Here is a 19,233-nt window from a genome sequence, read left to right on the forward strand (position 1 = left end):
ATGATGGGCCCGGGCGGCCAGCCCTTCCCCGTGTTCGTGGAGTCCATCGAGGACGGCATCGTCACCTTCGACATGAACCACGAGCTGGCGGGCAAGGACCTCAACTTCGACATCGAGCTGGTGGAAGTGGAGGACTAGCCTCCGCGCTGTCGCACTCCCCGTTCATGCAACGACCCCGTCGATTCTCGGCGGGGTCGTTTTACGTTCGGGGAAATCTCCCGCAGCGAGGCCCCAGGCCGGCACGCCTAGGCGAGCGCCTCTTGGGCGGGAGCGAACGTATCGGAAGCAGCAACGGTCGTTGCGGACTTCTGGGGGAAGAGGCCCTTGAAGGCACCGGGCAGAGCGGCCCAGAAACCGGCCTGGGGCACGGCGTCGGCCTCCACCAGCGAGCAGACGGCATCGGAAGCAACTTTTGAGCTGATGCCCATATGCGCGAAGCGCTGCTCCAGCTTGGCGCAGTAGGCGGCGTCGGCGGCGTCAAGGTTGGCAATGGCGGAAGTGGCCTGATCATTGAAGAGTTTCATGGTGGTTCTCCTTTCGACGCCGCCTAGTTTAGGGGCATGACGAAGGTCATCCTTTGGTTGATCGGATGAACCATCGCGCCGCAAGTTGTGCAGATGCACAACTAGGAGACGAGCCTAAGGCAAGTACACCAGCTGCAGGAGGGCCGCCAGCTCGCGGTCGGTGAGATCTTGGACGGTCAGGACCTCCTTGATCTTCTTCAGGCGATAGCGCACGGTATTGGGATGCTGAAAGAGCGCCTCGGCCGTGCGGCTCACCTCGCCGCAGGCCGCGGCAAAAGCCTGGGCGGTGGCGCCCAGGTCGCTGTCATGCTCGGCATCGTAGTCGAACAGCAGCGAGCGCATGAGATCGGCCGAGCGGGCGTAGAGCCGGTCGCTGCGCGCGGCGGCGCGGAAGGCATCGAACCGCAGGGTCGTCCAGCGCACGATGCCGCCCTCGACGCGGGCGGTCTCCAGGGCGGCCATGGCCTGGCGCAGGGCCAGATCGCCCTCGCCGAGACCCACCTCCTGACTAATGCCGCACACGAGGGGGCCGGCCGTGGCGATGCACTTCGCCAGGTCGGCGTCGGAAATGGCGATGGCCTTCAAAGGCGGCCTCTTGAACGACACGAAACCCAGGATCATGGCGCGGTAACGGCAGACGAAAGTGCGCTCCACATCGCCCCAGCGCTCCCCGTAGTCGGCCAGCACCCCCTCCACCACCTTCTGCAGGGCCCGCAGCGAGGCATCGTCGTCGGTAACGGCCTGGATGGCCAAACATTGGATGGTGGCCCCGGTCACGCCGGCAATGGTAAAGAACGTGGAGCGCACGGCCTGCTCGTCGGAGGGAGCCAGAATGAGGTCGATGAGGTGGTTGCGTTCCCATTCGGCCGCATCGTCATCGAGCGCGTTCATGAGATCGGCGATGACGCGCTCCATATAGCGACCCTCGTAGAAGAACACGGGCACGCCGCGCTCGACGGAGGCCGCGGCCACCTTCTCGGGAAGGGCCCTCAGCGCCACGGGCTTCACGGCGACGGCGGCCACATCGCGTTCGATGAGCGCCAGCAGCGCCTCTTCGGCCAGGTCGGGATGCACAGCGGCGAAACCGAGCGTGGTGAAGATGAACTCGCCGCGCTCGAAAAGATCGTAGCTGCCCGTGAAAGGCTCGTGGTCCAGGGTGCCCACGCCCATCACCTCGCGCACCGCGGCCCCCTCGCAGGGTGCCGCAAGCCAGATGCGATCGAAGGCCCTCATATTCATGACGTCGCCGACGGTAATCACGGCCGCACCTCTCTCTCGTTGTCCTCGGGAGCATCCTAGCACGGCGGGGCGGTCGCTTCCGGCGGGGCGGGAAAGTTTCTGTGCCCCTGCGACGCCCCTGCGCGGTGCCAGGTCTCTCTGGGAGGGCGCGAACGCACAGGGCATTTCCCTCGAGCGTCCCCGCAGGGCAGCCGTGCTGCAACAGCGCAAAACGAGGGGCCTAGGCCCCGTGGCGGGCGGAGCGGCGGAAGGTGCGCTTGCGCAGGAAAGAGCCGGGGGCCACGGGGGCATCCACCGCAATGCGATAGAGGTTGCAGGAGCGGTTGGCCGCGGCGGCTGGCTCCCAGTCGGCGGCGGTGGCGCGGGCGAGGGCCTCTTCCACCGTGGCGGGAGCATTCTCGTCATGGTTGTCGGGACCAAAGGTGGAAAGCCAGCTGAGGTCGCGCACGGTCACGGCACACGTCGGCTCGTGGGGCGCGAGAATTTCCAGCCCGTCGCGTTCCGCGAACCGATTGCGGCAGAGGACGTACAGGCAATAGCCGCCTTCTCCGGCCAGCTCGCAGGCCACCACGTCGGCCACGTGCATGGTCTCCTGCTCGTAGCCGTCGTAGGCGGGCGCCTGCTCGGCCTCGTCGAAGTAGAAGCCCGTGCCGTAGGGGCGGTGGGATACGGCCGCAAGCTCGCCGGCCACGGCCTCGGGCGGCTCGCCGTCGAGCACGCGACGATAGGCCCCCACCACGGTGGCCACGTAGAAGGCCTTCTTGTTGCGGCCCTCGATCTTGATGGAATCCACGCCCGCATCGGCCAAGGCCCGCAGGTGGGCGAGCATGTTCAGATCCTTCGCGTTCATGATGAAGGTGCCGCGCCCGTCCTGCTCGATGGGGAAGAACTCGCCGGGGCGCTTCTCCTCTTCCAGGAGGAATTCCGACGCGGGCTGCGAGTTCTCCGAAACCGGCCCCGCACTGGCATCCCCCGCCGCCAGAGCGCCCGCACCCGCCGTGCCCAGCGAGTAGCTCCAACGGCAGGGCTGGGTGCAGTGGCCCTTGTTGCCGGATCGGCCCGTGAGGTAGCTGCTGATGAGGCAGCGGCCCGACACGGCCATGCACATGGCGCCGTGGGCGAAGGCCTCGATCTCCAGGTCAGGCGGCGCGTCCTGGCGCAGGCGGGCAATGTCGGCGAGCGACATCTCGCGGGCGCACACCACACGACGCGCCCCCAGGCTGTGCCACACCCGGGCCGCCGCCCCGTTGGCCACCGAGGCCTGGGTGCTCACGTGACGCTCCACCCGCGGCGCCACCTCGCCGGCCACGGCGAAGGCGCCCAGGTCGCCGATGATGAAGGCGTCCACCCCAGCCGTATCCAGGGAGCGAAAGAACGCCGGCAGTCCGTCGATATCGTCCGGGTGCATGAGAATGTTGCAGGTGACGTGCACCTTCACGCCGTGCTCGTGGGCATAGGCCACCGCTGCGGGGATCTCATCCAGGGCGAAGTTCGCCGCCCGGGCCCGCATGCCGAACCGGTCGGCCGCCAGGTACACCGCATCGGCCCCGAAGGCCACCGCGGCCCGCAGCTGTTCCATTCCTCCCGCCGGCGCGAGCAGTTCCATGGGTATTCTCTCGTTCATGGGCATATCATACCGCCTCGCCGCTCCACGCGGACCACGGCCCCACAATCGGCACCCACAATTCGCCGACCCCTTCCGCAATCGGGTCAACGGGCTAGAATGGACGGTTGTTGACCCGTGGGTCAACTCCATCGCGAACCGCACGGGCGGAGCGTTCCGGGAAGGCGCACCGAGGCGCTCGGAGCGCCCCCGATCGCGAGTGCTGCGCAACGGCAACCCGGGCGGCCGCATGGGCCGCGAACCCCTAAGATGAAACCCCCGCGAGGCACGGGAGGAAGCGAGGGAGATTATGGATAGAACCGAGCAGCGCGCCGAGCGGCACGGCGATTTCGACAGCCTGCCGCCCGAGCGGCAGGAGGCCATCATGCGGGCCGCCGTGGAGGGCTTCGGACGCCACGAGTACCAGCGCGTGCGCACCGCCGACATCGCGCAGCGGGCCGGCATGTCGAAGGGCCTGCTGTTCTTCTATTTCCGCAATAAGGGAGCACTGTACGCGCGCACCCTGAGCTACCTGACGGAGCGCGTGGTGGGATGGGTGGTCGACGAGGATTTCTACGCCATCGACGACTTCTTCGAGCTGATGCTGTACGCCGGCGAGCGGAAGGTGGCCACCTTGGGGAAGTGGCCCTGGGCCTTCGAGTTCGCGCTGCGGGCCTTCTACGCCGACCACCGCGACATTCGCGACACCATGGCCCATTGGACGAGCCGGCAGGTCGATGTCTTGTTCGACCAGTTCTTCAAGCACGTGGACTTCAGCCGCTTCCGCGACGACGTGAGGCCGCGCGACGTGGTGGACATGCTCATCATGCTGGGCGACGGCTATCTGCACCAGCACCTTTCCAGCCGCGAGCCCATCGACTTGAACGCGCTCATGGCCGCCTACAAGCGCTGGTGCGCCGTTCTGCGCCAGGGAACCTACAAGCCGGAATGGCTCGAAGGCGGCCCGAGCCCTAAAGGCTGAAGTCGCGGCGAGCGAAGACGGCGACGGCCAGGCCATTGAGGCCGAGAGCCGCCACGGCGAGCCCCGTAACGCCTACAGCCGCATCCCCGTCGCCGGCGGCCAAGCCGTAGGCGTCGAACCGGGCGAAGGGCGACAGGTCGGCGAGCCACGCTAGGCCCTCCCCCGCACTGCCCGCCAGCCCCATGAGGAAGCAGAGCACGCAAAAACCGGCGCCTACGGCGACCCCGAGCCCCGGGCGCTGGAAGGCGCAGGCCGAGGCAAGGCAGACCGCCGCCGCGAACAGGCCGAGCACGAACAGACCTCCGTTGGCCCGAGCCAGGCCAGCGTGATCGAGCTCGCCGGGAAACAGCGCCTCGGCGCAGACCGCCTCGCCGAGCCAGCAGAGCGCCACCACCAACGCCACGGCCGCCACCTCCGTCACCACCAGCGTGAGAGCCAGGGCCCCGCGCGAGCGCGGCGCGGCCAGCAGCCACGCCAGGGAGCCGTCCTTCACCGGACCGGCCACCAGCCGCCAGGCCAGGTACACGGCCAGCACTATGAGCAGCACCGTGAACAAGAACCCGTAGAGGTAGTTGATGAGGAAGTCGAGCAGCGTGGACGCGACGTTGGCCATGTTGAAGGCGGCGAACAGCTCGGGCATGGCCTCCTGCATGGCCACAAGGCTCTCGCTGACGGCGGGATCGTACAGATAGACGATGGAGGCGGCGTACATGACGGCAATGGCCGCCAGGGCCAGCAGCACCGGCGCGACGCTGCGCAGGCTGCGCGTGAAGAGCGGGCAGATCATCGGGGGCCTCCTTCCAACGGAGCGGCAGGCGCGGCCGCCTTCGCCGCCTCCCAGTGACGGTTCAGGGCATCGGCGCCATAGAGGTGCTCAAGGGTGGCGTCCAGGGTGAGATCGGCGGCGCGGGCCTCAGACGACAGGCGCCCATGCTGAATGAACACCGCCCAGTCGCAGGTGCCCTCCACCTCGCCGAGCACGTGGGACGACAGAAGCACCGTGGCGCCCCGCTCGCGCTCGGCCCGCACCAGCTCCACGAAACGGCGCTGCATGAGCAGATCGAGGCCGCTCGTGGGCTCATCGAGCAGCAGCACCTCGGGCGCGCCCATGAAGGCCGCCACAATGCCGAGCTTCTGCTTCGTGCCTTTCGACATGGAGCGGATACGCACGGTCGGATCCAGCTCGAAGAAGGCTGTCAGCCGGTCGCGGCGCCGTCGGTCGCGATCGCCGCGCATGGCGGCCATGAAGTCGAGGAAGGCCGCGCCCGTCATATCGGCGGGACAGGCCAGCTCCCCGGGCAGATAGCCCACGGTGCGCTGAATGGCCGCTCGCTCGGCGAAGCAATCGCGCCCGGCAATGGCCACGCGCCCCGCACCGGGCCGCACGAACCCCATGAGCAGGCGCATGGTGACGGACTTCCCCGCCCCGTTCGCGCCGAGGAAACCCACGACCTCACCGCGGCCAACGGCGAAGGACAGGTCGAACACCCCGCGTCCGCCCCCGTAGTCCTTGGTCGCCCGATCCAGTTGGATAATCGGTTCCACAGCGCCCCTTCCCTCGGCGTTTCCTGATGCGCCTTCCACTCTACCCCGTTGACCCGTTTGCGGAAGGGGCCTTTCGCAGAAAAAGGGCTCGGACTGCCACTAGCGTCCGAGCCCTTCGCTTACTCCTTGCTGAAGGCGCAGGCCTCCGCGATATTCTCTACCCCTCGTAACTCACGCGGGCGCCCTGGGGGGTGTCCTCGATGGTGAAGCCAAGGGCGGCCAGGCCGTCGCGCACGCTGTCGGCCACGGCCCACCTCTTCTCGGCGCGGGCGGTGGCGCGGGCCTCGAGCAGACGGGCCACGGCGATCTCGGGATCGTCGCCCTCGTAGCCGGCCAAGTCGGCGGCCAGGCCCACCACTTCCACGGGATAGGCCGCCCCTGCCTCGGCGGCGGTCACATCGATGCCGAGCACGTCCATGAGCTCGACGATGGCATCCCGGGCAGCGCGGCCGGCCGCGGCCTCTTCGGCCGCCAGCACAGTCACATCGGCCACGAGCCCGTTCACATCGCTCACGAAGGAGAAGATCTCGCCCAGGGCCGCCGGGGCGTTGAAGTCGTCATCCATGGCCTCGGTGAAGTTGGCCCGCAGCACGGCCACGCGATCGGTCAGCGCCGCAGCATCCAGCACGGCCGCGAGCTCTCCCTCGGCGGTTTCCGGGGCCAGGGCCGCCTCGCCGCGGGGCGTGCCCGTCTCCAACAGCCAATCGAGGGCCTTCACGGCGTTCTCGATGCGCGTGAGGGCCGCGTCGGCCTCGTTCACGCGCTGCTCGCCGAACACAAGCGGGCTGCGGTAGTGGCTCTGCAGCATGAGCATGCGCAGGGCCGCCGGGCGCACCTGCTCCAGCACCTCATGTAGCAGCAGGAAGTTGTTCAGCGACTTCGACATCTTCTCAGTCTCGCCGGTCTCGGCATTGGCGATCTGCAGCATGCCGGAGTGCATCCAGTAGTTGGCGAACGTGCTGTCGCAGGCGCACTCGGACTGGGCCCGCTCGTTCTCGTGGTGCGGGAACACCAGATCGGCCCCGCCGCCGTGAATGTCGAAGGGCAGCCCCAGATACTTCTCGGACATGGCCGAGCACTCGATGTGCCAGCCCGGCCGTCCCGCGCCCCAGGGCGACGCCCACGCCGGCTCGCCGGGCTTGGCGCCCTTCCACAGGGCGAAGTCCAGCTCGTCGCGCTTGCGGTCTTCCAGGCCCTGGCCGTCGGCGCGCAGCTCGCGGTGGCCGCTTTCCGCCTCGTCCACGTCGCGGCCCGAGAGCTGGCCGTAGCCCGGGTAGGAGCGCACGTCGAAGTACACGTCGCCCTCGGCCGCATAGGCGTGGCCTCGCTCGATGAGGCGCTCGATCAGCGCGATCATGGTGTCGATCTCTTCGGTGGCCTTCGGGCGAATGTCGGGATCTTGCACGCCGGCGGCCCGCATATCCTCGATGAACAGGCGCGTGTACTCCTCGGCCACCTCGGCGGCGCTGCGGCCCTCTTCGCCGGCCCGCTTGATGATCTTGTCGTCCACGTCGGTCACGTTCTGCACGAAGGTGACATCGAAGCCGCGCCAGCTAAGGTAGCGGCGGATCATGTCGAAGGAGATGAAGGTGCGCGCGTTGCCGATGTGGATGCGGTTGTACACCGTGGGGCCGCACACGTACATGGCCACCCTCCCCGGCTCTACCGGCTTGAAATCCACCTTCTGGCGCAAGCGCGTATCGTACAGCTTAATCATGAATGAGCTCCTTAAGCGTTACTTCAGAATGAGAGCCATTGTAGCGCAAGAAAGTATCTTCGCCCTTGCGGCGCAGGGCGATTAGAACAAATTGCGTCCTATTGACTGTTCGGATTCTCGGCATTCGACGACAATCTTTGCGCCAATATCGAGTACAGGAATCGAGTATACTCCGCCCTGAGTTCTTCGAGCAAAAGTTCCACACGCCCAATCGATCGTTCACGGCAGGAGACCTTTCCAACATGAATTGCATCACCTTCAATCGATACCTCGATGAATATGCAGAGCTTTGGCGCCGAGGCCTCAAAAAGCAAGCCAATTCCGTCATGAAAGAGTTGGTTGATCAGCTGGAGAGGCTGCCGACCGACAAGAAACGTGATGCGATCATTATTCCGTTTTGCCACGAGTTCTTTGCCCGCAAGGCCCAAGGAGAAAGTCCTCTCGGGCATCATGGGCGACTGCCTTACGGCCTTGAACAACTCGTAGAGAAAACCGTGAGCCGCCAGTGCGACCAGCATGGTATGCCGTGGCTTCGCTGGTATTTCGAATTGTTCCGCAACAACCCCGTCTTCTCCGAGCAGGCTTTCGCAAGACTGCGGCAGGCGCTCGTCCGCAAGGACGTCGATCGGGAATCTGTAGATCTCTATTTTGACGAGCTTCTCGAATGGCTCGAGTTCGGTCATCACCATTTTCCCGAGGGGTGCCTCTATACAACTGAGGAGTATCACGATCTCATTAACGAAGGAGAGGAACTCATTCGCAAGTTTTCACTTGACGATCGACGCATTGCCGCTTTCGGACATCATAAGCGCCTCTACGGCTGCTGGGACGAGTGGAAGGCCCGCGATCAAGAAGGCAGTTTCGAGGATCTGTGCGACAAAATGGGCGTGCCCTTTCGCACGACAGGAGCCTATTACTACTGAGCATCAGCCCAACAAGTCAACGGCCTTCCGCATAACGTCCTTGCGTTTGGCTGTGCTTTTTACGATGCGTTGCATCAGGTCGCAAGCATCGTCGCCCAGACCAACCCTCACCGATTCGACGGCAGCCACCTCGAATGCCTCCTCCACTGAACCAGCTAATTCCTCAAGAATCTTCGCAGCCGCTCGCTTCGGCTGGCGCATATCCTGAGCAAGCAGGGCGAAATCATTGGGCGTCACCTTGTCTATATTGAGGTGATCGCCGATGCGAATCCCCATGCCCCTGCTCAACTCGCTCCCGAAGCGCCCATCGTAGATTGTCGTACACATTAAGTCATAGACAGGCGCAAGAGAAACCGCTGTGCTCTCGCGAAGAAAGAGCGAGTAGTTCTTCAGATGGGCGTCACAATTTCCGATGAGATAGTTCATGGCGATCCGTCGGAACAACTCACGGAGCGCCTCAATGGGCTGCATGGCGTACTCCACCAAGACACTCGCCATATCCTGAGCATGATGAGTTTTCTGCCCCTCGTACTTCCTCGCTGAGATGAGACCGATAGCCTGGCAGAAGTCCTCCTGGTGTACCCGCCGTAACATCTGGAGCGAGCCGTCGCCGGGTTCTCCCGTTATCTCGCGATCATAGCGACGGACAATGAAGAGAGGGCGCTCGCCCAAGACAATAGCCGTCTCGGGAACCTCGAATCCCATAGCCCGCGCTGCTTCCATGCACATGAACTCGTTAGGGGCAAGAAACGGAAAGCGATCGGTTACCTGGGGCTTAATAATATGACTTGAAGGTGCTCCCGCCAATGGCGCAAACCAGCCCTTGTCCAGCGGCACGCGATCATCATGAAAAAGTGCGATTTTCTCCTGACCTCCAGCAAGGGACAAGCGATATTCCGCGCGAAGTTGGGAGATGGCACCGTAAGGGTAGCGGGCAATTTCCTCAAGGGCATTTGGGAGCGGAACATAGGTCGCTTCCTCCGACAAATCGCCGCTATCATCCTCCTCCAACACAACGACATCGCCGGCGCAATCCTTGCCAAGCACGCGAATGAGCTCCATGGGCCGCGTAGCCGACACGTGGAACTGGCGGGCCACTGCCTCGCGAACATCGCCTTCGGGCAGAAGGCCCTCAAAGAACGGCATCGCCTCGTAACCCGTGTAGCGGCAAGCCGAAAGCGGCAGCGACAGGGACAGCGGCACAGCAGATGAGGTTTTCAGATAGGCCTCATCATAGGTGAAGCCATAGAATGGCTCGCCGTCGCCCTTGTCGAGAGAGCCAACCAAGACGCCCCCCTGAAACACATTGAGCAGTTCGCTCACCGTGCCCCTCCTCTCACGTCGATGCTCAGATCGAGTCCGAGCATGGAGGCCACACCGAGAGTCTTGCCGAACTGAATGGTTTCCTTGCCATTCTCCAAATCGGAAATGAAGCGCGTGCCACACCCGCAATAGTCGGCTATCTCTTGCTGCGAGTAGCCAAGCTCTTTGCGGCGAGCGCGAATAGCTTGCCCCAAAACCTCTATCGAATTAATACGCATGATGACCCCATTACCTACTATCGGGAATATCCATCAATCAAGAACTATATCATTCCCGATCGGGAATGATAAGGGATTTCAGACGACTATCTTACCGATCGGGAATAATATAAGCCGATGATTTTAGTCAGCACTCCGGGCTCAGTCGCTATCGATTCCTACCCCTCTCCGCCGTCATCCAGGTAGTTGCGCAGGGCCTGCATGCGGGCGTCCAGCTCGGCGGCTGTCTCGGCCAGATCGGCCAGCTCGGCGGCCACGGCGGCGGCCTCTTCCTCGGGCAGGTCCTTCTTGTAGCGCAGCTGGTGTTCCAGCGAGGCCCAGAAGTTCATGGAAATGGTGCGCAGCTGCACTTCCACCTTCACGGAACGCTTCTCGTGCTCGAGGAAGATGGGCACCTCGATGATGAGGTGCAGGCTGCGGTATCCGCTCGGCTTCGGGGCGGCCACGTAGTCGCGGCGCTCGATGAGCACCACGTCGTCTTGGGCCAGCAGCGATTCGGCCAGGGAGAACATGTCCTCGGGGAAGGTGCACACGACACGCACGCCGGCCACATCGAAGATGTTGCGCTCGATGGATTCCACCGACATGGGGAAGCCCTTCCGCGCGAGCTTCTTCGCCAGGCTGTCGGTACTCTTCAGGCGCGACTTGATGGACTCGATGGGGTTGTGGTCGTGCTGCAGGCCGAACTCGGCATCCAGCACGCGGAACTTCGTCTCCACCTCCATCATGGCGCACTCATAGTAGGTCATGAGCCGCCGGTAGGGGGCGAAATTGCGCTCCAGCATAGTGGAGAACTCGTCGCTGCCGGCGAGCCGCGCGAGCATCTGGTTCGCCAGCTCTTCCCGTTGCTCGTGCAACGCGTCCAGGGCATTGCGCTCATCGCGCAGACGCACCACCGCATGGTGAAATGCGCTTCTCGTTTTCGCCATAGCTCCCCCTCAAAGAGATAGTCCGATCGTCCATTCCTCACTCGCGGACCTCGATTGCGAAGAAAATGACGGTTCTCGTACTTTTGTGACCCCTCGACAGCAAGTTGTGAAGACGCGATCTGGGAAAATACACCCAACGATCCCTCAAACACAGAGTCAAAACTACGAGAACCGTCATTTTCTTCGCAATTGGCCCGCAGCTCCTCTGCCAAACGAAAAACCGCACCGGATATGACACCGGTGCGGTACATTATAAAAGACGCGCGGAGCAAGCCGCCGAACTCTACTGCGCCTCCACGCTCGCGGCAGGGGAAGCCTCGGCGGAGGTGCCAAGCGCCTCGGCCTCGGCCTGAATGCTCACGTGCCAGTCGCCGGATTCGCCGCTCACCTGGTAGACGTAGGTGGCGCCGCCCATCTCGAACGTGCCGGTCGCGGTGCCCTGGGCCTTGATCTGGTCGGTGATGTCGATGGGCTCTGCCTGGGAGCCATCGCCGGGCACCAAGAGCACGCGCCCGTCATCGGATTCCAGCACCATGCCCTCGGCCGCACCGTCAGCCGCATTGGCGCCCTCAGCGGTGTAGTCTTTGATCTCGTAGGCCATGTTCGAGAAATCGCCGTCTTCGGCGCTCATGGTCATGGCAATGTCGCCGCCTTCGCCATCGGCATCTTCCACCGTGTACTCGACGGTGCCCACGGTGACATTGCCCTGCTGGCTCATTTGCACGTCCATTTCCACCGGCTCGCCGTTCACCCACACCGTGGCCTTCTCCACCCAGGTCTCGCCCGTGGCAGCGTAGCACACGCCGTTGGTGACCACGAACACACCGAGCAGACCGGCACAGGTCGCCGTGGCCAATCGCAGCGCCACGGCGCGCTTCTTCGTCTTCTCCATGGGAATATCCCTTACCTTTCTTCGCAGGTCAGCAGAGGCATGGACCGCGCCCATCATGGCTTTGTACTGGCTCTGGTTGCTCATCTTCCCACGCCTCCTTCAACGATTCTCTCAACAGTTTCCGCGCCCGGACAAGACGAGTGCGCACCGTGGGCTCCTTGACGCCCAAGATGGCGGCGATCTCACGGGTCCCGTAGTCCTCGAAGTAGAACAGGTGCACCACGATGCGGCACTTCTCGGGCAACGCGCCCAAGGCCGCATAGAGCGCCTCGTGGCCTGCGTCAGCAAAGGCCGGCTCCTCGAAGGGCGGCGCCTCGTCGTCGCGCACCTCGCGCAGCTCCACGCGCCGTCGCCACAGGGTGCGCCACAGGCTCTTGCACTCGTTCACGGTCACGCGAATGAGCCATGCCCGCAGCCGCTCGACAACGACAACGTCCCCGTTGCGTCCCGCGCTTCGAGATGCTGCGCCCGACGGCCCGCGCGCGCCACTACCCACGGCCCGCACGGCCCCTTCAGCCTCCGGGACATCGCCGAGCCATGCCGGGGGCTTCGTGTACAGCTTCAGGAACACCGCCTGGGTCACATCGTCGGCATCAGCGGCGCAGCGCGTCTGATTGAGCGCGATGCGATACACCATGTCGGTGTATGCGTCCACAATCTGTCGATACTGACGGTTGTCCACGGGCGTCCCTCTTGTCCGGATGGGAAGGCGCCGACGGCACGGGCACTCGCTGCCCGCCTCGCCGGCCCCTTCCCTGAAAGGCCTTTCAAGAGTAATACGCTCTAACATCGCTCAATGTGCGATATCGCGAAAAAATTTAGAAGACTATGCAAGAGAGGGCGATCGCTGTAGGGATCGCATGATCGAGGTCATCCTCGCCCAGAAAGCGGGCCAACCGGTTCGAGGTGATCGAGCAATTCGCACCCACAGAGAGCGCGGCTTCGACGACAGCCTGCCCGACAGAATGATAGCAAGACGAGGCTTCAGAGCCCGAATTCCTCAAACAGGGCGTCGCAATAGGCCTTGTCCTCGGATGCGCGGACGAGATCCTCCAGCCTGCCCGCGGCAGACAGCTTCCCCGCAAGCGCTAAGAGACGCTCCTCGCCTTGCTCGACGCCCTCCGCTCTGGCGCGGCGGCAACGGATCTCAGTATCCTGCTCATAGGTAAGCACGCGATTCACCCACTCACGATCCTGATTGTACGAGGCGACAAGGAAGTCAATGTCTCGGGACAACTCCCCGCTAGCCTCTCCGGTCTGGACATAGTGTAGCACGTCGCGCAAGTCGAACCGCACCTCGGATTCCCACGCCGAGGCGTTGAGCACGAGCCAGTGCGAGTCATCCCCCACCACTACGCTGGGATCCTCAAGGCACCTCCGCTCAATACGGTAAGCCGACGCACCGGCTCCATAGGGGTCGCAACGGCAAACGAACACGACGAAACTCTCGGGAAGCTTGTCGAAACCTCGCCCGGGATCAAGCTCACCCGCATCGATGGCCGCCTGGTAGTACCTCATGCGACGACCAAGGAGGGGCTCGCTCGCAAGCTGCATCTCTATGTCGTAGACCCTATCCCCCTCCCGAGCAAACACATCCATGCGAATGCCCCTGCTCGCTGCCGCAGGCTCTACGGCCTGCTCAGCATTGAGATACTCGATGCGTCCCACGTCGATCCCGAGGGCGGCCCGCAACACCCGGCGGCGTACATCCTCTCGGCACATCACGCGATTGAACATCCACCGATCCGAAAATGTAAGTTTCCGCCTCTCCACGCTACGCCCCTTTCAGCTTCCAAACGTTGCGAAGCCAGCCTAGCATCTAGAAACCGTACTTTTGTCTCCGGAAAGTCGCATTTGATACCACCCGCAAGCCGCAGCTGCACCGCATCACCGTCGCAGCTGCCTCCCATCCCGTCTCCCCCGTGACCCCAAAACTTCGCAAGATGGGCGCCGCGGTTCCCGCTGCGAGCCAAACGCAAAGCCACCCTGCGCCCCCACTATCCCCAGCGGCCTGCGACAGCGCGCAGCGAAACGACTGACTAGGACTCGCGGCATACCAGGCAGGTGGCGTAGGCGGTGATGCCCTCCTCGCGGCCCTCGGGGCCCAAGTGCTCGGTGGTGGTGGCCTTCACGCCCACGCTCTCCACGGGCAGCCCCATGGCGGCCGCCAAGTTCTCGCGCATGGCCTCGCGATAGGGGGAGAGCTTCGGCGCCTGGGCGGCAATGACGCTGTCCACGTCGATGATCTCAAAGCCCTGATCGCGCACGAAGCGAGCCACTTCGGCAAGCAGCTTCAGGGAGTCGGCGTCCTTGTAGGCCGGGTCGGTATCGGGAAAGAGCTTCCCGATGTCGCCCCCGCGCACCGCGCCGAGCAGGGCGTCGGAAATGGCATGGGCCAGCACATCGGCATCGGAATGGCCGTCAAGCCCGTGGTAGTGGGGAACGTCCACCCCGCCCAAAATGAGCTTGCGGCCCGCGGCGAACGCGTGCACATCCATCCCAAAGCCCGTGCGCAGATTGCGAATATCCATACCCATCCCCTATCGATGCTCGGAGTTCAGCAGCATGGTGCGCACGGCGCTGGCCAGAAGCACGTAGTCTTCGGGCACCGTGAGCTTGATGTTGTCGCGCTTGCCCTCCACCACGAGCACCCGGCCGCCGAGCCGCTCGATGAGCGACGAGTCGTCGGTGCCCACGAAGCCGTCGGACAGGGCGCTCGCATGGGCGCGGCGGTAGATGCCGGCGCGGAAGACCTGGGGCGTCTGGGCATTCCAGAACACCGAGCGGTCGGGCGTGCCCATGATGACGCCGTCTTCCACCACTTTCAGCGTGTCCACAGCCGGATGGGCCACCACGGCGCCGTCGGCATCGAAGTTGCCCTTCACCGTGTTGATGGTGTGCTCGATGAGCTCCGGCGACACGAGCGGGCGGGCACCGTCGTGCAGCACCACGTACTCGTATTCCTCCCCCACCATTTCCAAACCCGAGAAGGCCGATTCCTGGCGGATGGAGCCCGCGGGCGCCAGCACCACCGGCGTCACGAAGGGGAACGGATCGATGGCCCGGGACAGGTACTCGTGCATACGGTCCTCGGGGCACACCACCACGATGAGCCCCACGTCGCCCACGGCATCGAAGGCCTCGGCCGACCAGGTGAGAATGGGCTTGCCGGCAATTTCCACCAGCTGCTTGCCACCCTCCTTGCCGAAGCGCTCGCCGGTACCACCCGCCAAGATGATGGCCGCGGTCTTGGGGTTCTTGTCCACCTTCCCCTGAAGTTGCAGCAGCGGGCAGGTAAGGGCGTCGAAATTGAAATCATCCGTGAGCAGGCCCGGGTCGCGCAGCACCGAGGGCTCGAAGATGGGGTCGATGATCTGAGGCATGGCATCCCCTTGTCATAGGGCGTTCGTTTTCCGTACTCCGTAGTATACGCGAAAGTGAAGGCCCCGGACACACGCCAGCCTGCTGGCGGCATCGGCTGTCTTGCGGCATCATCCAAAAAAGTGGGGCAGTCTTACCGGGTAAGACTGTTCCACGGAGAGGGGCTTTGGAATGGCGGGCTATTCGCCGGCAACCGAGCCGGCCGGCGCGCCGGCGCCGCGACCGCTGCCGAGACCGGCGCGACCCAAGTCGTAGTTGGTGAGCAGAAGCTCGGCGTCCCGCGCGATGGAGTCGCGCTTGCGAGGCGCCGGGATGGAGCCGGTGCCCTCGCTGAACACGAGCTCCTCGCCGTCCTCGGCCACGGTGACGTCCACCACGCTGCCGCTCGTCCAGCGACCCTCCAGGATCTGCTCGGACAGCGGATCTTCCAGCAGGCGCTGGATGGCGCGGCGCAGCGGACGGGCGCCGAAGGCGGTGTCGGTGCCTTCCTTGGACACGAGCTTCTTCGCCGCCTCGTCCAGGTTGATGGTCATGTTCTGGGCGATCATGCGCTCGCGCAGCTCGGCCACCATGAGGTCCACGATCTGCACGATCTCGTCCTCGGTCAGGCTCTTGAACACGATGATCTCATCGATGCGGTTCAAGAACTCGGGCCGGAAGGCGTTCTTCAGCTCGTGCATGACGCGGCTCTTGATCTCCTTGTCGGACAGGCCGTTCTGCCCCGAGTTGGAAAAGCCCAGCGTAGTGGTGGTCGTGATGTCGCGAGCACCCACGTTCGACGTCATGATGATGACGGTGTTGCGGAAGTCCACAGTGCGGCCCTGGGCATCGGTCAGGCGCCCCTCCTCCAGGATCTGCAACAGGATGTTGAACACATCGGGATGGGCCTTCTCGATCTCATCGAAGAGCACCACCGAGTAGGGGCGCTGGCGCACGGCCTTGGTGAGCTGGCCGCCCTCGTCGAAGCCCACGTAGCCCGGAGGCGAGCCCACGAGGCGCGACACCGTATGCTTCTCCATGTACTCGGACATGTCGAAGGACAGCAGCGCATCCTCGGAGTTGAACAGGAACTCGGCCAGGGCCTTGGACAGCTCGGTCTTGCCCACGCCCGAGGGGCCCAGGAAGATGAACGAGCCGGCCGGGCGCTTCGGGTCTTTCAGGCCCGAACGGGAGCGGCGGATGGCCTTGGACAGGGCGGTCACGGCCTCGTCCTGGCCGATGATGCGCTCGTGGAGCACGCCCTCCATGCGCAGCAGCTTCTCGGTCTCGGCCTCGGTGAGGTTGCTCACGGGCACGCCGGTGGACATGGACACCACGTCGGCGATGTCCTCCACGGTCACCTGCTGCACGGTCTTGGAGGTGTCCTCCTCCCACTGCTTCTCGGCCTCTTCGCGCTCCTTCTTCACGGCCTCTTCCTCGTCGCGCAGCTCGGCGGCGCGCTCGAAGTTCTGGTCGCCGATGGCCCGATCCTTCTCGGCGCGGATCTTGCGCAGCCTCTCATCGAGATCGCGTAGCTCCTTGGGCAGGGTCATGTTGCGGATGCGCATGCGGGCGCCGGCCTCGTCCATGACGTCGATGGCCTTGTCGGGCAGGTAGCGATCCTGGATGTAGCGGTTCGCGAGCTGCACGGCGGCGGTCAGGGCGTCGTCGGTGAAGTGCACGCCATGGTGCGCCTCGTACTTGTCGCGCAGGCCCTCCATGATGCGCACGGCCTGCTCCTCGTTGGGCTCGTTGATGGTGAGCGGCTGGAAGCGGCGCTCCAGGGCCGAGTCCTTCTCCAGGTGCTTGCGGTACTCCTCCAGGGTGGTGGCGCCGATGATCTGAATCTCGCCGCGGGACAGCGGGGGCTTCAGAATGGCGGCCGCGTCGATGGAGCCCTCGGCGGAGCCGGCGCCGATGATGGTGTGGATCTCGTCGATGAACAGCAGCACGTCGCCGGCGTCCATGACCTCCTTGATGACCTTCTTCAGGCGCTCCTCGAACTCGCCGCGGTACTTGGAGCCGGCCACGAGCGCCGACACGTCCAGGGTGATGAGGCGCTTGCCGCGCAGGATGTCGGGCACCTGGTTGCTCACGATGAGCTGGGCCAGGCCCTCGGCGATGGCCGTCTTGCCCACGCCGGGCTCGCCCAGGATGAGGGGGTTGTTCTTCTGACGGCGCGATAGGATCTGCATGACGCGCTCGATTTCCGAGGCGCGGCCGATGACCGGGTCCAGCTTGCCGTCGCGGGCCTTCTTCGTCAGGTCGGTGCCGAACTCGGTGAGCATGGAGTCCGACGAGGCCGGGCCATCGAAGCCGGAGCGGCCCGCGTAGACGGGCGACTGGCCCACCAGGTCGTTCAGAGCGCCACGCACATCGTCGCCAGACACGTTCAGGCGGCCGAGCACTTCCAGGGCCGTGCCCTCGCCCTCGCGCACGATGCCGAGGAGCAAATGCTCGGTAGAGATGTAGGACTGGCCCATCTGCATGGCCTCGCGCAGAGAGTTCTCCAGCACGCGCTTCACCCGCGGCGTGAAGGACAAGTGCCCCGACACGTCGGCGTCCTCGTCGATGGTGACCACCTGGCGGATGGCCTGCACCACGCCGTCGTAGGTGACGTTCAGGCGATCGAGGGCCTGGGCGGCCAGACCGTCCTTCTCCTGGATGAGGCCGAGGAGGATATGCTCGGTGCCCACGTAGGGCTGATGGAGCGCCCGGGCCTCGTCCTGGGCCAGGACCAGCACCTTGCGGGCCTTGTCCGTGAATTTCTCGAATGACATAGTTTCCTCGTTCCTTCGTTGGTGCCCCGCGACAAAGATTCTCTCTCGCTATCAGACAGGCCGGGCACGAAATATAGTTCCCGAGCAGTTTAGCACTCACGCGGCCGAATTGCTAAAGCACGGAGCCGAGAACCACGGTTTTGTGGGCACGTTGTGAGGGGGAAGCGACGCCACGGCCGCCCTACCCCTGCTGATCGTCGCCCGCGACTGCCCCGCTTTCACCGGAAGGCCCTTCCGCCCCGGTGCGCTCGGCTTCGTCGCGGTCGTCTTGGCGGGCATCTTCGCGGCGCACATCGCGCTCGATCTTGCGCAGGTTCGCATTCTGGAACTCGGCCACGAAACCAGCGGAAAAGATGCCACCGGGAATGGCTACCAGGGCCACCGAGAGGAACATGATGATGGAACCCACGATGCGCCCAGCCGGCGTGATGGGCACCAAATCGCCGTAGCCGGTGCCGGTGATGGTGGTCACGGCCCAGTACACGCCCGACAGCAGGTTGTTGAACCGGTCGGGCTGGGCCGGATGCTCGATCTCGTACATGACCACGCTGGAAACCACCACGAGCAGGGCGATCACCAGAAACGCCGCGACGATCTCGTGGTAGTGCTTCGCGATGACGCGTCCGATGGTGCGCAGGCCCCGCATGTAGCGGGAGATCTTCACGAGACGCACAAGGCGCACCACGTTGATGACGTTCAACAGCATAGGCGTAACGGGCACGAACCAAGCCGCCATGTTCGGCCCGAAGGACAGAAGATCGATGATGCCCCAGGGCGAGCAGATGTAGCGCAGCCGCGCGCGAGCCGGGGTGCAGTTGCCGAAGGCCAGATCGGCGATCCAGATGCGGGCAAGGTACTCGATGCAGAAGCAGACCGTGGAGAACCGGTAGAAGCCGGCGACCACGTCGGCCGTGACGGGATCGAGCCCCGGCTGCGTGGACACGAACACCACGACGGCATTCAGCAAGATGAGCACGAACAGCGCCCCGCCCACGATGCGGGCCGGCCAGCTGGCGCGGCGCAAGTTCTCCAGCGCGTAGAACGTCTCGCGCTTCAGTTCGTTGGTGTGGGCCAGCTTGAACCGCCGGCGGAACCGCTCGGCGCGCTCGCTCTCCCGATGCCGCACCATGGCCGCACCTCCTCTCGTTTCGGATCGACCGCCTCTTTCACGCCCCGCCTCTCGCTGACGCCCATTCTA

General features: G+C 64.4%; 18 protein-coding genes and 1 pseudogene. 3 read left to right on the forward strand and 16 right to left on the reverse strand.

The window, feature by feature from the left end; all coding sequences use genetic code 11:
• Window positions 1-138 (forward strand): annotated as a pseudogene (locus ACTOXK_RS02380) (FKBP-type peptidyl-prolyl cis-trans isomerase); the annotation flags it as partial.
• Between the two features lie 107 nt (window positions 139-245).
• Here ACTOXK_RS02380 and ACTOXK_RS02385 read toward each other — a convergent pair.
• From ACTOXK_RS02385 to ACTOXK_RS02395, 3 genes are all read right to left on the reverse strand, one after another.
• The gene (locus ACTOXK_RS02385) at window positions 246-524 is read right to left on the reverse strand and encodes a hypothetical protein (protein ID WP_482278395.1); all 279 of its coding nucleotides are present in this window, start codon (window positions 522-524) and stop codon (window positions 246-248) included.
• 114 nt (window positions 525-638) lie between these two features.
• Window positions 639-1,784 (reverse strand): helix-turn-helix domain-containing protein, encoded by a 1,146-nt coding sequence (locus tag ACTOXK_RS02390; RefSeq protein ID WP_482278396.1) that lies wholly within the window; start codon window positions 1,782-1,784, stop codon window positions 639-641.
• 199 nt (window positions 1,785-1,983) lie between these two features.
• Entirely contained in the window at window positions 1,984-3,387 is a 1,404-nt protein-coding gene (locus ACTOXK_RS02395; protein WP_482278397.1) for a U32 family peptidase, read from the reverse strand.
• A gap of 289 nt (window positions 3,388-3,676) precedes the next feature.
• On the opposite strand from ACTOXK_RS02395, the gene ACTOXK_RS02400 reads away from it, so the two are divergent.
• Window positions 3,677-4,348 (forward strand): TetR/AcrR family transcriptional regulator, encoded by a 672-nt coding sequence (locus tag ACTOXK_RS02400; RefSeq protein WP_482278398.1) that lies wholly within the window; start codon window positions 3,677-3,679, stop codon window positions 4,346-4,348.
• On the opposite strand, the gene ACTOXK_RS02405 is transcribed toward ACTOXK_RS02400, so the two are convergent.
• The 3 genes from ACTOXK_RS02405 to cysS all read right to left on the reverse strand — a co-directional run bounded on the left by ACTOXK_RS02405 (window position 4,338) and on the right by cysS (window position 7,610).
• On the reverse strand, window positions 4,338-5,135 hold the full coding sequence (locus ACTOXK_RS02405) for a hypothetical protein (RefSeq protein ID WP_482278399.1): 798 nt from the start codon (window positions 5,133-5,135) through the stop codon (window positions 4,338-4,340). The two genes, ACTOXK_RS02400 and ACTOXK_RS02405, sit on opposite strands and share 11 nt — an antisense overlap.
• Entirely contained in the window at window positions 5,132-5,893 is a 762-nt protein-coding gene (locus ACTOXK_RS02410; RefSeq protein WP_482278400.1) for an ABC transporter ATP-binding protein, read from the reverse strand. Before ACTOXK_RS02410 ends, ACTOXK_RS02405 begins: the two co-directional genes overlap by 4 nt.
• A gap of 157 nt (window positions 5,894-6,050) precedes the next feature.
• On the reverse strand, window positions 6,051-7,610 hold the full coding sequence (cysS, locus tag ACTOXK_RS02415; protein WP_482278401.1) for a cysteine--tRNA ligase: 1,560 nt from the start codon (window positions 7,608-7,610) through the stop codon (window positions 6,051-6,053).
• A 242-nt stretch (window positions 7,611-7,852) separates the two neighbouring features.
• On the opposite strand from cysS, the gene ACTOXK_RS02420 reads away from it, so the two are divergent.
• Window positions 7,853-8,533, forward strand: a complete 681-nt coding sequence (locus tag ACTOXK_RS02420; RefSeq protein ID WP_482278402.1) for a hypothetical protein — start codon at window positions 7,853-7,855, stop codon at window positions 8,531-8,533.
• A 3-nt stretch (window positions 8,534-8,536) separates the two neighbouring features.
• On the opposite strand, the gene ACTOXK_RS02425 is transcribed toward ACTOXK_RS02420, so the two are convergent.
• The 10 genes from ACTOXK_RS02425 to ACTOXK_RS02470 form a co-directional block, all read right to left on the reverse strand.
• Window positions 8,537-9,856 carry a HipA domain-containing protein gene (locus tag ACTOXK_RS02425; protein ID WP_482278403.1) on the reverse strand — a complete coding sequence of 440 codons (1,320 nt, stop codon included), beginning with the start codon at window positions 9,854-9,856 and terminating at the stop codon, window positions 8,537-8,539.
• The gene (locus ACTOXK_RS02430) at window positions 9,853-10,074 is read right to left on the reverse strand and encodes a helix-turn-helix transcriptional regulator (protein WP_482278404.1); all 222 of its coding nucleotides are present in this window, start codon (window positions 10,072-10,074) and stop codon (window positions 9,853-9,855) included. Before ACTOXK_RS02430 ends, ACTOXK_RS02425 begins: the two co-directional genes overlap by 4 nt.
• Before the next feature lie 158 nt (window positions 10,075-10,232).
• Window positions 10,233-11,003, reverse strand: a complete 771-nt coding sequence (locus tag ACTOXK_RS02435) for a GTP pyrophosphokinase (RefSeq protein WP_482278405.1) — start codon at window positions 11,001-11,003, stop codon at window positions 10,233-10,235.
• 283 nt (window positions 11,004-11,286) lie between these two features.
• The gene (locus tag ACTOXK_RS02440; protein WP_482278406.1) at window positions 11,287-11,895 is read right to left on the reverse strand and encodes a hypothetical protein; all 609 of its coding nucleotides are present in this window, start codon (window positions 11,893-11,895) and stop codon (window positions 11,287-11,289) included.
• A gap of 28 nt (window positions 11,896-11,923) precedes the next feature.
• On the reverse strand, window positions 11,924-12,577 hold the full coding sequence (locus ACTOXK_RS02445; RefSeq protein ID WP_482278407.1) for an RNA polymerase sigma factor: 654 nt from the start codon (window positions 12,575-12,577) through the stop codon (window positions 11,924-11,926).
• Between the two features lie 302 nt (window positions 12,578-12,879).
• Window positions 12,880-13,668 carry an Rpn family recombination-promoting nuclease/putative transposase gene (locus ACTOXK_RS02450; protein WP_482278408.1) on the reverse strand — a complete coding sequence of 263 codons (789 nt, stop codon included), beginning with the start codon at window positions 13,666-13,668 and terminating at the stop codon, window positions 12,880-12,882.
• Between the two features lie 266 nt (window positions 13,669-13,934).
• Window positions 13,935-14,426 carry a 2-C-methyl-D-erythritol 2,4-cyclodiphosphate synthase gene (gene ispF, locus ACTOXK_RS02455; RefSeq protein WP_482278409.1) on the reverse strand — a complete coding sequence of 164 codons (492 nt, stop codon included), beginning with the start codon at window positions 14,424-14,426 and terminating at the stop codon, window positions 13,935-13,937.
• Window positions 14,427-14,435: 9 nt separating this feature from the next.
• Window positions 14,436-15,278 (reverse strand): 2-C-methyl-D-erythritol 4-phosphate cytidylyltransferase, encoded by an 843-nt coding sequence (gene ispD / locus ACTOXK_RS02460; protein ID WP_482278410.1) that lies wholly within the window; start codon window positions 15,276-15,278, stop codon window positions 14,436-14,438.
• Between the two features lie 177 nt (window positions 15,279-15,455).
• Complete coding sequence (locus tag ACTOXK_RS02465; protein WP_482279835.1) at window positions 15,456-18,035, reverse strand: ATP-dependent Clp protease ATP-binding subunit; 2,580 nt, start codon at window positions 18,033-18,035, stop codon at window positions 15,456-15,458.
• Between the two features lie 181 nt (window positions 18,036-18,216).
• A complete protein-coding gene (locus ACTOXK_RS02470; protein WP_482278712.1) occupies window positions 18,217-19,164 on the reverse strand; it encodes an ion transporter in 948 nt (315 codons plus the stop codon).
• Window positions 19,165-19,233 lie beyond the last annotated feature (69 nt).

It is taken from the genome of Adlercreutzia sp. (assembly GCF_056795635.1).

Bases quoted from the DNA above. Each gene is read 5' to 3' on its own strand.
- ACTOXK_RS02470 (WP_482278712.1), bottom strand. From the start codon at position 19,164: ATGGTGCGGCATCGGGAGAGCGAGCGCGCCGAGCGGTTCCGCCGGCGG.
- ACTOXK_RS02395 (WP_482278397.1), bottom strand. From the start codon at position 3,387: ATGAACGAGAGAATACCCATGGAACTGCTCGCGCCGGCGGGAGGAATG.
- ACTOXK_RS02430 (WP_482278404.1), bottom strand. From the start codon at position 10,074: ATGCGTATTAATTCGATAGAGGTTTTGGGGCAAGCTATTCGCGCTCGC.
- ACTOXK_RS02385 (WP_482278395.1), bottom strand. From the start codon at position 524: ATGAAACTCTTCAATGATCAGGCCACTTCCGCCATTGCCAACCTTGAC.
- ACTOXK_RS02405 (WP_482278399.1), bottom strand. From the start codon at position 5,135: ATGATCTGCCCGCTCTTCACGCGCAGCCTGCGCAGCGTCGCGCCGGTG.
- cysS (WP_482278401.1), bottom strand. From the start codon at position 7,610: ATGATTAAGCTGTACGATACGCGCTTGCGCCAGAAGGTGGATTTCAAG.
- ACTOXK_RS02465 (WP_482279835.1), bottom strand. From the start codon at position 18,035: ATGTCATTCGAGAAATTCACGGACAAGGCCCGCAAGGTGCTGGTCCTG.
- ispD (WP_482278410.1), bottom strand. From the start codon at position 15,278: ATGCCTCAGATCATCGACCCCATCTTCGAGCCCTCGGTGCTGCGCGAC.
- ACTOXK_RS02420 (WP_482278402.1), top strand. From the start codon at position 7,853: ATGAATTGCATCACCTTCAATCGATACCTCGATGAATATGCAGAGCTT.
- ACTOXK_RS02435 (WP_482278405.1), bottom strand. From the start codon at position 11,003: ATGGCGAAAACGAGAAGCGCATTTCACCATGCGGTGGTGCGTCTGCGC.
- ispF (WP_482278409.1), bottom strand. From the start codon at position 14,426: ATGGATATTCGCAATCTGCGCACGGGCTTTGGGATGGATGTGCACGCG.
- ACTOXK_RS02440 (WP_482278406.1), bottom strand. From the start codon at position 11,895: ATGGAGAAGACGAAGAAGCGCGCCGTGGCGCTGCGATTGGCCACGGCG.
- ACTOXK_RS02400 (WP_482278398.1), top strand. From the start codon at position 3,677: ATGGATAGAACCGAGCAGCGCGCCGAGCGGCACGGCGATTTCGACAGC.